The 14813-nt window shown below is 73.3% G+C and carries 13 protein-coding genes; 6 read left to right on the plus strand and 7 right to left on the minus strand.

Annotation, left to right across the window (positions count from 1 at the left end; all coding sequences use genetic code 11):
* Nucleotides 1-14: 14 nt before the first annotated feature.
* From AB0J69_RS02340 to thrS, 3 genes are all read right to left on the minus strand, one after another.
* Nucleotides 15-965, minus strand: coding sequence for a TAXI family TRAP transporter solute-binding subunit (locus AB0J69_RS02340; RefSeq protein WP_364111958.1), 951 nt, complete (start codon nt 963-965; stop codon nt 15-17).
* Nucleotides 962-2944, minus strand: coding sequence for a TRAP transporter fused permease subunit (locus AB0J69_RS02345; protein ID WP_364111960.1), 1983 nt, complete (start codon nt 2942-2944; stop codon nt 962-964). Before AB0J69_RS02345 ends, AB0J69_RS02340 begins: the two co-directional genes overlap by 4 nt.
* A gap of 97 nt (nt 2945-3041) precedes the next feature.
* Complete coding sequence (gene thrS, locus AB0J69_RS02350; protein WP_364111962.1) at nt 3042-4343, minus strand: threonine--tRNA ligase; 1302 nt, start codon at nt 4341-4343, stop codon at nt 3042-3044.
* A 70-nt stretch (nt 4344-4413) separates the two neighbouring features.
* On the opposite strand from thrS, the gene AB0J69_RS02355 reads away from it, so the two are divergent.
* From AB0J69_RS02355 to AB0J69_RS02365, 3 genes are all read left to right on the plus strand, one after another.
* The gene (locus AB0J69_RS02355) at nt 4414-5385 is read left to right on the plus strand and encodes a LuxR C-terminal-related transcriptional regulator (protein ID WP_364111964.1); all 972 of its coding nucleotides are present in this window, start codon (nt 4414-4416) and stop codon (nt 5383-5385) included.
* 118 nt (nt 5386-5503) lie between these two features.
* Nucleotides 5504-5992, plus strand: a complete 489-nt coding sequence (locus AB0J69_RS02360) for a MarR family transcriptional regulator (RefSeq protein WP_364111966.1) — start codon at nt 5504-5506, stop codon at nt 5990-5992.
* Between the two features lie 152 nt (nt 5993-6144).
* The gene (locus AB0J69_RS02365; RefSeq protein WP_364111968.1) at nt 6145-6519 is read left to right on the plus strand and encodes an STAS domain-containing protein; all 375 of its coding nucleotides are present in this window, start codon (nt 6145-6147) and stop codon (nt 6517-6519) included.
* Nucleotides 6520-6542: 23 nt separating this feature from the next.
* Here AB0J69_RS02365 and AB0J69_RS02370 read toward each other — a convergent pair whose 3' ends face one another.
* Together AB0J69_RS02370 and AB0J69_RS02375 are read right to left on the minus strand one after the other, a co-directional pair.
* On the minus strand, nt 6543-7217 hold the full coding sequence (locus AB0J69_RS02370) for a DUF4142 domain-containing protein (RefSeq protein WP_364111970.1): 675 nt from the start codon (nt 7215-7217) through the stop codon (nt 6543-6545).
* 123 nt (nt 7218-7340) lie between these two features.
* A complete protein-coding gene (locus AB0J69_RS02375; protein ID WP_364111972.1) occupies nt 7341-9896 on the minus strand; it encodes a LuxR C-terminal-related transcriptional regulator in 2556 nt (851 codons plus the stop codon).
* A gap of 139 nt (nt 9897-10035) precedes the next feature.
* Between AB0J69_RS02375 and AB0J69_RS02380 the strand changes: the two genes are divergently transcribed.
* From AB0J69_RS02380 to AB0J69_RS02390, 3 genes are all read left to right on the plus strand, one after another.
* Nucleotides 10036-11115 carry a hypothetical protein gene (locus tag AB0J69_RS02380; protein ID WP_364111974.1) on the plus strand — a complete coding sequence of 360 codons (1080 nt, stop codon included), beginning with the start codon at nt 10036-10038 and terminating at the stop codon, nt 11113-11115.
* A gap of 120 nt (nt 11116-11235) precedes the next feature.
* On the plus strand, nt 11236-11574 hold the full coding sequence (locus AB0J69_RS02385) for a YciI family protein (RefSeq protein ID WP_364111976.1): 339 nt from the start codon (nt 11236-11238) through the stop codon (nt 11572-11574).
* A gap of 117 nt (nt 11575-11691) precedes the next feature.
* Nucleotides 11692-13002, plus strand: coding sequence for a DUF6596 domain-containing protein (locus tag AB0J69_RS02390; RefSeq protein ID WP_364111978.1), 1311 nt, complete (start codon nt 11692-11694; stop codon nt 13000-13002).
* A 26-nt stretch (nt 13003-13028) separates the two neighbouring features.
* Here the strand turns inward: AB0J69_RS02390 and AB0J69_RS02395 are convergent, their stop codons facing one another.
* Together AB0J69_RS02395 and AB0J69_RS02400 are read right to left on the minus strand one after the other, a co-directional pair.
* Entirely contained in the window at nt 13029-14261 is a 1233-nt protein-coding gene (locus AB0J69_RS02395) for a cytochrome P450 (RefSeq protein ID WP_364111980.1), read from the minus strand.
* Between the two features lie 81 nt (nt 14262-14342).
* Nucleotides 14343-14795: an ATP-binding protein gene (locus tag AB0J69_RS02400; RefSeq protein WP_364111982.1), complete on the minus strand. Its 453-nt coding sequence runs from the start codon at nt 14793-14795 to the stop codon at nt 14343-14345.
* Nucleotides 14796-14813 lie beyond the last annotated feature (18 nt).

Here is a 14813-nt window from a genome sequence, read left to right on the forward strand (position 1 = left end):
CAGGAGCGGCCTGGTCAGCCCTTCTCCCGGTAGTAGCGGGCGGCCCCCGGGTGCAGCTCGACCGGGGCCACCTGCTGGCCGAGCGTCACGTCCAGCTTCTTCGCCTCCGGGTGCACCGCCGACAGCTCGGCCTTCTTCTCGAAGAGCGTCTTGGTGATGTCGTACGCGAGCTGCTCGTTCATCGAGTCGGGCACCAGCAGCACGTTCGCGATGCCCACGGTCCTGATCGTGCCGGACAGCTTGTAGGTGGACATGTCCACGTCGAGCGGGACGTACTGCTGGCCGTAGGTGGCCTGCATCTTCTGCAGGACGTCGCCGGTGTCGAGCAGCTTCATGCCGGGCTTGCTCGACGCCAGGTCGGTGATGCCCGCCGTGGGCAGGCCGCCGACCCAGAAGAACGCGTCGATGGTGTCGTCCTTGGCCGCCTGCACCGACTCGTTGATCGACAGTTGCTGCTTGGTGATGTCGGTGTCGGGGTTGAGCCCGGCCGCCTCCAGGACGCGCCTGGCCACGACCTGGGTGCCGGAGTTGGCCGGGCCGAGCGAGACGCGCTTGCCCCTCAGGTCCGCCACCTTGGTCACGGCGACGCCGGGGGCGATGACGAGGTGGGTGTAGTTGTCGTAGATGCGGGCGATGGCCTTGATCGGCTGCTTGGCGGTGAAGGTGTCCTTGCCGTTGACCGCGTCGGCGGCCGTGTCGGCCTGGGAGAAGCCGATGTGGGCCTTGCCCGAGGCCAGCAGCTTGATGTTCTCGACGGAGGCCGAGGTGACCGACGCGGTGGCCTGGGTGTTGGCGATGTTCGCCGACAGCTGCTTGGCCAGGCCGCCGCCGTAGACGTAGTAGACGCCCGTCGTGCCGCCGGTGGCGATCGAGAGCCGGTTGCCCGAGCCCCCGCCGGCACCGCCGCCGCCACAGCCCGCCGCGGCCAGGACTGCGGCGGCGACTATCGCAAGAATCCGCTTCACGCTGGGTCCCTTCTCCTTCTTCTGACGAGATGCATGGCGGCGGCCACAGCCAGGACGGCCAGGCCGGCGACGATGGGGACGGGTTCGAGGAACAGCAGCAGCACCGCGGCCACCGCCGCGAGCACCCGCTCCGGCCAGGCGGCCAGCCCGCCCGTGGCCATCGCGAGGGCGGCCACGGCGACCGCCGAGACCGCGGTCATCAGCAGCACGGTGCCGATCGGGCCCTGCCCGAGCAGCGCCTGCCCGTTCGGCGTCAGCACGAAGGCGAACGGCACGAGGAACGCCGGCAACGTGTAACGCCAGGTCATCATCATCGTCCGGTACGTGTTGCCGCCGGTGATCGCCGCCGCCGCGACCGCGGACAGCGCCGTGGGCGGGCTCACCTCCGACAGCACCGCGTAGTAGAAGACGAACATGTACGCCTCCGGCGCCGTGACCCCGAGGTCGAACAGCGCCGGCCCGATGATCACGGCCGCGATGATGAAGCTGGCCGTCACCGGCACCGCCAGGCCCAGCACCAGCACCGCGACGGCCGCCATGACCGTGGTGATGACGAGGCTGCCCGCGCCGATGTCCACGATGATGTCGGCGAGGTTCTGCCCGAGGCCGGTGAGCGTGATGGAGCCCACGATGATCCCGGCCGCCGCGCAGACCGCGGTCACCGGCAGCACCTCCAGCGCGCCCTTGGCCAGCGCCCGCCCGATGCGCCTGGGCCCCATCCGGTGCCGCGGGTCGAGGAACGACAGCAGGAACGCCACGGCGGTGGCGATCACCACGGACTGGAACGCCGACCGGTTCAGCGCCATCAGCACGACGATGAGGATCAGCGAGCTGAAGTGGTAGCCGAAGCGCAGCAGCAGCCGGCCGGCCCTGGGGGCGTCCACCGCCACGGCGTGGGTGCCGAAGCGGCGGGAGTCGATCTCGATGGCCAGGAAGATGCCGAGGTAGTAAAGGATCGTGGGGATCGTCGCGTACAGGAGCACCTCGAGATAGCTCTTCCCGAGATACTCGGCGATGATGAACGCCGCCGCGCCCAGCGTCGGCGGCGACAGGATGGCGCCGATGCCGCCGGCCGCGAGGATGCCGCCCGCCGCCTCCTTCGGGTAGCCGGCCCGCCGCAGCACGGGCCAGGCGACGCTGCCCAGGCTGACCGTGGTGGCCACGCCCGAGCCCGACACGGTGCCGAGCAGGAAGCCGGCCGTGGTCACCGTACGGCCGGGGGCGGCGCGGGACCGGCGGAAGGCGGCGAAGCTCAGGTCGATGAAGAACTTGCTCGCGCCCGAGTAGTCGAGCACCGCGCCGTAGACGGTGAACAGGATGATGTAGCTCGCGGCCACCTGCATCGGGACGCCGAAGAAGCCCTCGGTGCCGGTGTAGAGCTGCGACACGATCTGGGCGAAGTCGAACCCGGGGTGCCCGATGGTCCAGTCGATCGGCAGGTAGGCCCCGTAATAGGCGTACAGCAGGAAGGCGACGCAGATGACGGCGAAGGACCAGCCGACGGTGCGGCGTACCGCCTCCAGCAGCAGCACCGTCAGCACCAGCCCCGCCGCGACGTCCAGGTCCGTGAGCGCCGCGCCCGAGCCGCGCTCGCGGAAGCCGTCGATGTCGGCCAGCGGGTAGACCAGCACGGCCAGCGACGCCGCGGCCAGCACCCAGTCGCCCACGCTGGGCCACTCCACGCGGCGGCCGGGGACCTCGCCCGCGCGGACCGGCTCGGGCCGCCCGAGCAGCCGGCGCACCAGCGGCGCCAACCCCGAGCGGTAGCAGAGGAAGACCAGCGGCAACGCCACCGCCAGGAACGTCAGCCGGTGCTGGATCGCCTCGACCGGCCGGAACACCACCGCCAGCGAGTACGCCGACAGCAGCCCGCCCAGGATCCACACGCCGAGCCGCAGGGGCCCGCCCAGCTCGCGGGCCGGGCGTTCCTGCTCGTGGGCGGAGACCAGCTCGGCCTCACGATCGTTCAGCTCGGTCAAGGCGTCCTCCCGACACGGCTTTGCAGGGACTTTATGAGCCGTCTACGCGATCAGGGAACCCTCCGTTATCCGATTGATCTCCACTTGCGCTCCATCGTCAGACGAACGGTCGGGATCGTGCGGCCAGCTGCTCGACGGGCACCTCGCCCGCCTGCCCGCCGTCCCGCAGCCGCACCGACGCCAGCCCGCTCGCCACCTCGCGCGGCCCCACCACGAGCTGGTACGGCACCAGCCGGTGCGCCCTGATCCTGGCCCCGAGGCTGCCCCGGTCGGCGGGCGCCAGCTCCGCCCGCAACCCGGCGGCCAGGCAGCGCCGCAGCAGGTCCTCGGCGGCCGGCCGCTCGGAGTCCGACAGCGGCAGCACCACGGCCTGCACGGGCGCCAGCCAGGCGGGGAACGCGCCGCCGTGCACCTCGATGAGATGGGCGACCAGCCGCTCGATGCCGCCGACGACGCTGCGGTGCACCATGACGGGCCGCCCGCCGCCGGCGTAGCCCAGGTCGAAGCGCTCGGGCTGGAAGTAGTCCACCTGGACGGTGGACAGGGTGGACTCGCGCCCGGCCGGGTCGGCGATCTGGATGTCGATCTTCGGCCCGTAGAAGGCGCCCTCGCCGGGCTCCTCGTCGTGGTCGCGGCCGCGCTGCTTCAGCACGTCGCGCAGGATCGCCTCGGAGCGGGCCCACATCGCGGGGTCGTCCACGAACTTCGCACCCTCGCCGCGCAGCGACAGCCGGTAGCGGGCGGCGCGGATCCCGAGCTGGGCGTGCGCGGCCTCGATCAGGTCGAGCGCGGCCGACACCTCGGCGGCGGCCTGATCGGGCGCGCAGAACACGTGGCCGTCGTTGAGCTGGATGCCCCGCACCCTGGTCAGCCCGCCCAGCACGCCGGACAGCTCCGAGCGGTACATGCCGCCCAGTTCGGCCACGCGCAGCGGCAGGTCACGGTGGCTGCGCTGGCGCGAGCGGTAGATGAGCGCGTGGTGCGGGCACAGGCTCGGCCGCAGCACGAACTCCTCGCCGCCCACCTTCATGGGCGGGAACATGTCGTCGGCGTAGTGGTCCCAGTGGCCCGAGCGCTCGTACAGCTCCCGTTTGCCCAGCACCGGCGAGTTGACGTGCTGGTAGCCGTTGCGGCGTTCGAGCTCGTGGACGTAGTCCTCGACGGCCTTGCGCACGGCCGCGCCCGCGGGCAGCCAGTAGGGGAGGCCGGCGCCGATCAGCGGGTCGGTGTCGAAGATGCCCAGCTCGCGGCCGAGCCTGCGATGGTCGTTCATGATCATCCTTTCCTGGGAAAGGGCGAACGACCAGCTCCCGGGCGTTCGCCCGGGAAGCATGGAGTCAGCGCGCCGGGACGGTGTCCGGCGTCGTCGTGACGGAAGCGCGCTGCATGAGGCGACCATAGCATCCGGCCGCGCGGGTACGCCTTCGGTAAAACCTCGGGCGGAATTTGGCAAATGATATAAAAGCAGCGTGGCCCAGATCACCGTGGACGTGCGCCAGCTCCAGGCGTTCGCCGAGGTCGGCTACCAGGTCGCGGGCGGTGGGGGCGCGCACGGCGCGATGGCGGCGCTGCGCCGCGTGGTCCCGCTCGACGCCTACGAGTTCGTCGCGTACGACCCCGCCACCGGGCGGCACCACAGCGTCGTCTCCGACGGCCACCCGCGCATCGACCGCGACGCGGCCGAGGAGTACGCGGGGCTGGACGCGTACCGCAGGGCCATGGCCACCCGCGCGCCCGTCGGCATGCCCGAGCCGGGCACCGAGCGTTACTTCCGCCGCCACCTGGCCCCCTACGGCTGGCGGGCCGGGCTGACGACGCCGCTGTTCCTGAGCGAGGGCCGCTACACGGGCCTGCTGCACCTCGCCTCCAGAGACGCCTTCCCGCGCCGCACCGGGGCCCTGGTGGCGGCGGTCAGCCCGTTGCTGGCGCACGTCACCGACCTGACCAGGTGCGTGATCGACCCGGTGGGGCTGCCGCCGGACTTCCGCGCGGTCGCCTTCGACCGGCTCGGGACGCGCCGCGAGGTGCCGGGACGCGAGACGTCGGCCGCGCTGTGGGACGACCCGTCGATGGCGGCGTACGCGCGGGCGTTCATCGACTCGCGCGAGCTGAGCCGGCACGGGCTCTGGCTCGGCGGCGACGGCCGCTGGCGCGAGGTGCGGCTGCTCAGGGCGGGCGTCGGGTTCCAGGGCACGCTCCAGGGCGCAGTGGCGGCCGAACGGCCGTGCCCGCTGCCGTACGAGCTCACGGGGCGGGAGGTGGACGTGCTCACCCGGGTGGCGGCCGGCGACTCCAACCCGCAGATCGCCGCCGCGCTCGTGCTCAGCGTCCGCACCGTGACGACCCACCTGGAGCACATCTTCGCCAAGCTCGGCTGCGACAGCCGCACCCGCCTGACCACCAAGGCCCTCGCCGAGGGCCTGTGCCGCCTGGACGGCTGACCTTCGTCATCCGATGCCATCATGCATGCCATCAGGTGGCTTCACGGATGACTCCGGGGCGATCGTTCGCACGTCCGGTTCTCCCGACGACGATGGGCCGAGTGATGAGGAGCACGGCGTGACGGACAGGCTCGTTGGAGCGCTTTCCGAGGACGATCCTGTGGTGGAGGCGGTCCTCACGGCCAGCCGGGCGCTCGTGGGAGTCGCGGCTCGTTCGATCGCCGCGGCGGGCGGCGACGTGACGTTGCCTCAGTACCGCGCGCTCGTTCTCATCGCGGCGCGGGGCCCGCAGCGGCTCATGGATCTGGCCGACGCCCTGGATGTGAACAGGTCGACGGCCACCCGCATGTGCGATCGTCTGGTGGCCAAGCGGCTGGTGCGGCGCAGCCGCCTGCCCAGCGACAGGCGGACGGTGCGGATCGCCCTGACCGGTGAGGGGCGCGCCCTGGTGGACGGCGTGACGCAGAAGCGCAGGACCGACCTGGCACGGATTCTCGCCCAGCTCACGCAGGAGCAGCGGGCCGCCGTCGTGGCGGCGCTGTCGGCGTTCTCGGAGGCCGCCGACGAAAGGGAGGTCGCGGGACACGCCGACATCCCGGAGTTGTGAGGGAGGGGAGGTCCGTTTCGCGGCTGTTCCGCCGACTCAGGTGCCCTCCGCAATCGTTGCACAGGGCAAGTGACTGCTCTCGTCTTTTCCCGGAGAGCCGGGAAGACTGGTCGGCGTTGTGACGGCGTGCCATCCGACCGGGGACTCACACGATGAATTGCGCGGAATCAGGCGTTCACCCCGACGATCCCGACTTCGACCTCCGGCTCGACCGGCGTGGGGACGTCGATCTGCTGTCGCTGACGGGGCGGCTCGACGCGGTGGCGTGCCTGATCCTGAAGCAGTACGTGGTCAATGCGCTGGTGAGAAGGGTTCCGCCGTTGTTCGTGGTGGACCTCGGCGGCCTGGCGGCGATCGATCAGTGCGCCGGCGAGATCCTGGTGTCGGCCACACGGCACGCCAGAGTCGCCGGCGGGCGGTTGATCGTGGTCGGCGGCGGCATGCTGCCCGGTCACGTGGCGGACGACATCGAGGTGTCCGCGTCCGTCGGGGCCGCTCTCATCGAACTCGGCGGCCCCCGGTCGTAGCGGCGTCCTGAGGGTGCCGGCCGTCAGGTGGGCGGCGTGGGGAAGCTCGCCGGAGTGGTCAGGCCCGTGCTCTCCAGCAGGCGCTGGTGGTTGAGCACCGCGGCGTTGGCCTGCTCGGAGAAGCGGCGGACCAGCGTGTTCTGCGTGCTGCCGCGCACCGTGCCGATCAGGGGGAAGATCTGCCCGTGGGCCAGGCGCAGCCATTTGACGTACGTGGTGTCGTAGGCCGCGCCGGATCGGCCGGAGATGTCGGTCATCCAGGCCTGCTGCTGCGTGGTGGGCTTCACCGGCAGCTTGATCTCCAGCTTCGCGGCCACGTCGCGTACCTGCCGGTCCAGGGTGTGGTGCTGGCTCGCTATCTCCTCGCTGATCTCGCGGACGCGGGGAGTGCTGGCCCGCTGCACCGCGTCCTGGGCCATGGGCATCTCCCACAGGCTCGCCAGGCGGACCTTGCGGATGAGGTCCCGGTCGACCTCTGACAGGGGACCCCAGTCGGTCTCCCGGGTTCCGCTGTCGGGATCTTCCTCGGCCGGGGTGGAGGGTGGCTCGGTCGTCTCCGTGCCGACGGCCGCCGGTACGGTGCTCAGCGCGGCCATGTCGGAGCTGGGCGTGGGCGTGTAGCCGGCGCAGGCGGTCGTCGAGCAGAGCAGGCCAAGGCCGCAACTGATGAGAATGCGACGGCTCTGGCGGATTCGCATACACCCTCACCCCTTCCGGGTTCCGGGACGTGGTCCTCACGCGTGGTGCTGCTACTCAGGGATACGCCGCGGGACGGGGAGCCGTTCATGGCAGTGCGCAAGATTTGCAGTGTGCACACACGGTCAGCCGAGGAAGCCCATGATCTTGGCGAGGCCCGCGCGGCTGCTGACCCCCGTCCGCTCGTAGACCTGGACCAGGGTGTTCGCCACCGTCCGCCTGGAGAGCACGAGCCGGTCGGCGATGTCCGGGTTGCTCAGCCCCGACGCCGCGAGCTGGGCGATCTGCCGCTGCCGGGCCGTCAGCTGCGGCACGGCCAGCCCCACCAGCGCCGGCGTACGCGCTCCCGCGCACCGGTGCGCCAGCGTCCAGGCGCGCGTCTCGGCGGCGCGCAACCCCCTGCGCAGCCCGTCGCGCCGGTAGCCGGCCGCGGCCTGCGCGGCGGCCTCGGCCGCGTGCAGCACCAGGCCGAGCCCCTCCAGCGCGGCCGACACCTCGTCCAGCTCCCTGGGGTCCGTCGCGCGGGCGTGCCGGGCGAAGACGGGGGCCAGGTCGCCGTCCACGACCTCGGCGAGCCGGGCCAGCCGGCCGGCGACCCGGTCACCGGCGCCTAGCCTGACGGCGTCGTGCAGCGCGAACAGCTCGTATCCGGGATGGGCGGGCTCGCCGCGCGCCGCCCGCGCGGTCTCCAGCGCCGCCCCGATCGCGCCCTTGACGTCGCCCTCGGCCGCCAGCGTCCACGGGCGGGCCAGGCGGAAGGCGTACTCCGTCTGGTGCGTGCCCGGCAGGACGAGCTCGTCGGCGAGGCGCAGCGCGCCCCGCATGGCCGGTACGTCGCCGATCAGCGCGTACGCGTGCGCCAGCTCGGCCAGGCACGGCCCGGCCTGCAACGTACGGCCCCGCAGCCGCACGGCCGCCTGCCGGCACAGCCGGATCGCCTCCGCCGGATCCCCGCGCAGCCGCCACACCTGGGCCCGCTGCGCCCCGAACGTGACCAGCGCCCGATCCCACCCCGCGTAGTCCTCGCCGATGCGGTACCCGACCTCGGAGAACCGTGCGGCCGCCGCCAGGTCCCCGGCCAGCACGGACGCCCCGGCGCCCACGATGGCCGCCGCCGCCGTGATCGACGGGAGGCCCTCGGGCACCCGGGCGATCACGTCGAGGGCCTCGCCCGCCAACTCCATGGCCTGACGGCCGCGCCCCGCGCCGAGCTGCAGGGCCGCCTCGATCACCGCCGTCCCGGCCGCCACCCGGGGGCCCGGCGGGTCGGCGATGGCGCGGACCTCCCCGAGCGTGGCGCGGGCCGCGGCGAAGCGGCCGGTGGAGTGTTCGATGGCGCCCCTGACGGTCAGGACGCCCTGGCTCGGCTCCGTCTCGGTCATCGTCTCCCGTGCCCGGGTCAGCGCGGCGCGCGCCTCCTCGTCCCGGCCGGTGCCCCAGAAGAGGTTGAGTGCCCGCACCGCGTGGTACTCGCCGCGCGTCCCGTCGTCCATCGGCTCGCCGGCCAGCTGGTCCAGCACCTCCTTGGCCTCGTCGTAGCGGTCGGCGTAGTTGAGCACGGTGGCCAGCGGGATGCCCGCCGCGGCGCCGCCGCCCGCGGCCAGCGCGGCCCGGCCCAGCCTGGCGGCCAGCTCCAGGTCGCGTACGTTCCTGGCGATGTGGCAGGCCCTGACGAGCGGGGCGGGGTCGTCGGCGGTGCCGCTGTCCAGCCGCCAGACCGCGATGCGCAGCAGGTCCTCGGGGGTGCGCGGGCCGCCGGCCTCGACGGCCTCGGCCAGGTGGCGCAGCACCTCCCGGGTGCGCAGGGTGCCGCAGCCGGCGCGGATCACCTCGCCGTAGAGCGGGTGCGCCAGCCGTACCGACAGGCCGGAACCCGGGCCGGGGTCCGAGACGGTGGCGAGCTCGCGGTCCTCCAAGCCGCGCAGGGTCTCCTGCGGGGCGAGCGCGGTCAGGGTGGCGACGGGGAGCGGCTCGCCGTACGCGATGAGCTCCAGCGCCGCCCGCTCGCCGCCGGCGATGTCGCCGAGGCGGCCCTCGATCAGCTCGCGCAGCCGCGTCGTCACGGGGATCTCGCCGTGCCAGCGCCAGACGCCGCGCTGCTCGGTGAGCGTGCCGCCGGACTCGCCGGCCAGGACGAGCTCGCGCAAGAACAGCGCGTTTCCGGCGCTGACCCGCCACAGCCGCCTGACCGTCGTCGGCTCCACCTGCCCGTCCAGCGCGCCGGCCAGGATCTCGGCGGTCTCGCCGAGCGTCAGCGGGGCCAGCTCCAGGCGGGGCAGCAGCTCGTCCTTCCACAGCGCGGTCACCGCGTCGGGGGCACGCTCCCCGGCCCGTACGGTGGCCAGCACCCGCGTCCGGCCGCCGCTCGCCAGGTGGTGCACCAGCGCGGCCGAGACCGGGTCGAGCAGGTGGGCGTCGTCGGCCAGCAGCGCCCGGTGCTCGCGCGCGATGGCGTCGGCGGCCCAGCGCAGCAGATTGCTCTCCGGCGGCCGGGGCGGCAGCAGGTGCGCCATCGCGCCCAGGGGGATGCCGGAGGCCGCGACCGTCGCCCGGACCCGCGCCACCTGGCCGTCATCGCGTACGGCCTCGGCGGCCAGGCGGCTCTTGCCCACGCCCGCCGGACCGGCCAGCACGGCACCCCCCGCCTCCAGGGCCGCCGCGACCGACGCCAGCTGAGTCATCCGTCCCGCGAAAGGCCACTGGGCGCGCACAAGGGGATGATAAGCGCCCGTTTCGCCGATGCGGAGCCCGCGGCCCGGGCCGTCGTTTGAGTAAGCCATGCTCTATGCCGCAGGCTGCCGGGACGGGCACGGTGTGGGCATGTCCGCGATCCCCCCGCACGTCGATCTCACCTCCCTGGTACGCCAGGCCCTTGACCAGCCCGACGCCGAGGTCGCCTCGTCCCGGGTGGAGCCGCTCGCGCACGTGCCGGGCACCCCCTCCACCGGCGCCCTGCGCCGCGTCTCCGGGACGACGACCTGCGGCCGCTCATGGTCCCTGTTCGTGAAGTCCATCCATTCGGTACGTCACTGGCCGAACCTGCACCTGCTCCCCGAGGAGGCCCGCGCGGGCTTCGTCGCCGTCTTCCCGTGGCGGATCGAGGCCGACGTGTACTCCTCCGGCATGGCACTCCCGGCCGGGCTGCGCATGCCGCGCCTGTTCCTCCTCGACGACCTCGGCGACGACCGGCTCGACCTGTGGCTGGAGGACGTACGCACCGTCGCGGCCGAGTGGGACCTGGCCCGGTACGCGGCGGCGGCCCGGGCCCTGGGCCGGCTGGCGGGCCTGCACCCGGCTCCCGGACCGGGCACCGGGCCCGGATTACGGGTGTACGTCACCAACCGCGTCAGGGGAGGCGTGCTGCCCGTCCTGCGCGACCCGGCCGTGTGGCGCCATCCCCTGATCGCCGCGCACGCCGACCCGCTGCTGCGGATGGACCTGGACACGCTCGGGCACCGCATACCGGACCTGCTGGAGACGCTCGACGGCCTGCCGCACACCATGGCCCACGGCGACGCCAGCCCGCAGAACCTGCTCGTCCCCGTCTCCTGCCCGGACGAGTTCGTGGCCATTGACTGGGGCTGGCAGGAGCCGGTGCCCGTCGGCTTCGACCTCGGGCAGCTCCTGGTCGGCCTGGCGCACGAGGGCCGTACGGAACCGGGCGAGCTGCCCGCCGTGCACCGGACGATCCAGGAGGCGTACGCGCTGGGCCTGGCCGACCAGGGCATGCCGGACGACGGGCTGGTGACCGGGTACGTCACCTCCATGGTGCTGCGCAGCGCGTTCACCGCGATCCCCGTGGAACGGCTGGGGGAGCCGGTCACGCCCGAGCTGACCGAGCTGTTCCGCAAGCGCGTCGGCCTGGCCCGCTTCCTGGCCGACCTCGGCCTCGCCAGGTGAGAAGTCCCGGTAGAAAGTGCCGGTAGAAAGTTTTTTCCGGCGGCCTGTCCTTCCATGTCCGTCCCGTTCGTAGAGATAGGGACGCGGCGACACCGCCGCACGACGACACGGGAGACGGTCATGAAGTACATGTTCCTCATCAACAGCCCCGCCACCGACGACGCCGCCGAGGGAGCCTCGATGGAGGAGTGGATGGCGTACGACAAGAGCATCAGGGAGTCGGGGGTCTGGGTCTCCGGCCACTCGCTCGCCGACCTGACCACCGCCACCACCGTCCGCGTCAGCCCGTCGGGCGAGCGGACCGTCACGGACGGGCCGTTCGCCGAGACGCGGGAGGTCCTGGGCGGCTACTACGTCATCGACGTGCCCGACCTCGACGTGGCAATCGACTGGGCGGCCCGCTGCCCGGGAGCGCGCGGCGGCGGCTCCGTCGTGGTCCGCCCGGTCGCCGAGTTCTGACGGCGGCCGGGATAAAGGCGGTCGGGTTCCGGCAGGCGGCTTCCGGCAGGCGGCTTCCGAACCCGACCGGACCCTGGCGGCGCAGGGTTCGCCGGGGATGGGGATGGGGAGGCTCTGATGACGATGGACGGGCAAGGCGCTGGGCCCGGGGCGGTGGGGCCTTCCGTCGAGGCGATCTTCCGGGAGGAGCGGGGCCGGCTGCTCGCCGCCCTGGTGCGCCGTTTCGGCGATCTGGACCTGGCCGAGGAGGTCGCCTCGGAGGCGATCGAGGCGGCGCTGGTGCACTGGCCCGCCACCGGCGTCCCGCCGAAGCCGGGCGCCTGGCTGATGACCACGGCCCGCCGCAGGGCCGTCGATCGGCTGCGGCGCGACCGCACGTACGCCGCCCGCCTGGCGGTCCTCCAGGTGGAGGCGGACCGCGCCGGGCCCGCACCGGCCGCCGACGCCGACGGCGAGCTGCCCGACGAGCGGCTGCAGCTGTTCTTCACCTGCGCCCACCCCGCCCTCCCCGCCGAGGACCGCGTGGCGCTGACGCTGCGCTGCCTGGCCGGGCTGACGACGCCGGAGGTGGCGCGGGCGTTCCTGCTCCCGGCGGCCACCATGGCCAAGCGGATCGTGCGGGCCAAGAAGAAGATCCGCGAGGCCCGCATCCCGTTCCGCGTACCGGGTGCGGACGAGCTGCCCGAGCGGCTCCCCGGCGTCCTCCAGGTGATCTACTCGATCTTCACGGAGGGGTACGCGGCCAGCTCCGGCCCGGACCTGCAGCGGCTGGAGCTGGCCGAGGAGGCCATCCGGCTGGCCCGGATCCTGCGCCGGCTCCTGCCCGGTGAGCGGGAGGTCGCCGGCCTGCTCGGGCTGATGCTGCTGATCCACGCCCGGCGCGCGGCGCGGATCGGCCGGGACGGCGAGCTGGTGCTGCTCGACGACCAGGACCGGGGGCGCTGGGACCGTTCGATGATCGAGGAGGGCCAGGGCCTGGTGATCGTCGCGCTCACCGGCGGCCCGCCCGGCCTGTACGGCGTGCAGGCCGCCATCGCCGCCCTGCACGACGAGGCCGCCACCGTCGCGACCACCGACTGGCCGCAGATCGTGGCGCTGTACGACGTGCTGCTCGCGCTCGCGCCGTCGCCGGTGATCGCGCTCAACCGGGCCGTGGCGGTGGCGATGCGCGACGGCCCGGAGGCGGGCTTGGCACTGCTCGACGAGCTGGCCGGGGAGCAGCGGCTGCACGGCTACCACCCGTACGCGACGGCCCGGGCGGATCTGCTGCACCGGCTGGGCCGCCACCGGGAAGCCGCGGCCGCCTACCGCGAGGCCCTCGGCACGGCCGGCACCGAGCCCGAACGCGCACACCTGCGACGCCGGCTACGAGAATGCGACCCCGACGCCCCGCCCGCCGGGCTGGAGGGGCCCGCGCACCGGCCCTGACGGTCCGCCGGGCGGGCCCCGGCGGGTCAGCCCGGAGCCGCCGCCGCACCTCCGGGCCCCGTGCTGACGATCAGGCCGCGGATCTCGTAGCCGCCGATGTCGTTGTCGAACGTCACCCGCGGCGGCGACGCCATCCGGATGCCCTCCATGGCGAGGAGGCGGCTGAGGAAGATGTCGGTCTCGAGGATCGCGATCCCCGCCCCCGGACACCGGTGCGCGCCGTCGCCGAAGGCGAGAGCCGCGCTGCCCGTGCCGGCGCCCGCGCCGGTGCCCCCGTCGATCGCGCGGCCGGGGCACACCGACAGCGGGTCCGCCCCCACGGCCCGCGTGTCGGTGTTCGCCGCGTCGACGAACACCTCCACCAGCGCGCCGGCAGGCACCGTGACCGGCCCGTCGGCGCCGTCCAGCTCGATCGCGCCCGTCGTGCGCCGGAGCAGGCGGCCCACGACGGGCTCCAGCCGTACGATCTCGTGCAGCACGGCGAGCCGCCCCGGCTCGTCCTCCGCCCGATAGCGCTCCAGCAGCGCGTCGTCGCTGAACAGGTGCCAGGCCGCGACGCAGATGAACTCGCGCGTCGTCACCATCCCCGCCGCGGCGAAGGTCAGGCACTCGCCGAGGATCTCGGCACCCGTGCACCCTTCGGAGATCAGGTGCGAGATGAGGTCGTCGCGCGGCTCGCGGCGGTGGTCGCGGATCGCCGGGCGTACGTCGGCCAGGTAGATGCGCAGCCAGTTGGCGTTCTGCCGGAACAACCAGTAGATCCCGCTCGCGCTGGTCAGCCCGGGCCGCCCGTACTCCTCCGGGAAGAAGCGTTCCAGCCGGCCCCGGAGCCCCGGCCTGCTGGAGGTGAGACCGATGATCGAGCTCACCACCCCGATCGCCATGCCGAAGCTGAGCTCGGAGAGCTGCGCCTCGCCCGCCGCCCGCAGCTTCGCGAGCTGGGCGTCGGCCATCTCCTCCATCAGGCCGCGGTAGCGCTCGTCCACGCGGCGGGGCGTGAAGTATTTCGCCGTCTGCCGCCGGTGCTCCCGGTGCTCGGGCCCGTCCCGGTAGAGAACGGGCCGCCGGATCCTGGCCGGCAGCTTCTCCACGGTCTCGATGCCCAGCCCGGCCTGCACGGTGGTGTCGCTGCGCAGCACCGCGCGGGCCTGCGCGTAGCCGCGGACCTGCCAGGTGCCGTCGCCGTCCCGGCCGACCGGGCACGTCTCCCGCACGCCGGGGCGCTCGATCTTGCGAGCGCCGCCGCTGTGGTCGTTCACGCCACGCCTCCCGTCCTCGGGTGCCGATGACCATGCTGGTGCGCGCGTGGCGGCGGATCAAGGGGAGCGCGGTCAGTGCTTCTAGACGGCCACCCCGGCGGGTACGCGGGCCTGGAGCAGCTCGAACCAGACCGTCGTGGAGCCGGCCTCGCGGGTGAAGCCCCAGCGGTGGCTGAGCGCCTCGATCAGCGGCAGGCCGCGGCCGCTGGTGGACTGCGTGCTCGTACGGCACACGCACGGCGGCCCGTCCGACCCGCCGTCCGACACGAACACCCGCACCATCGCCGGCGAGCTGGCCACGGTCACCGTGAACGAACCCCCGGAACCGGACCGGGTGTGCAGGATCGCGTTCGTGGCCAGCTCGCTGGTGAGCAGGACCACGTCGTCGTACAGCGGGTGGTCGCGGCCCAGCGCCGCCGTCACGAGACCCCGGGCCCTGGACACCTGGGAGGGCACCCCCGGCAGCCGGACCACGAGATCGCCTGGGCCGGGCTGGTCATCCTCATCCGCGTGGTGCGAGTCCGGCGCTGCCACGGCGACCTCCCCCAAATC

Origin of the sequence: Nonomuraea sp. NPDC049709 (assembly GCF_040674815.1) — a bacterium.
Taxonomy (GTDB): Bacteria; Actinomycetota; Actinomycetes; order Streptosporangiales; family Streptosporangiaceae; genus Nonomuraea.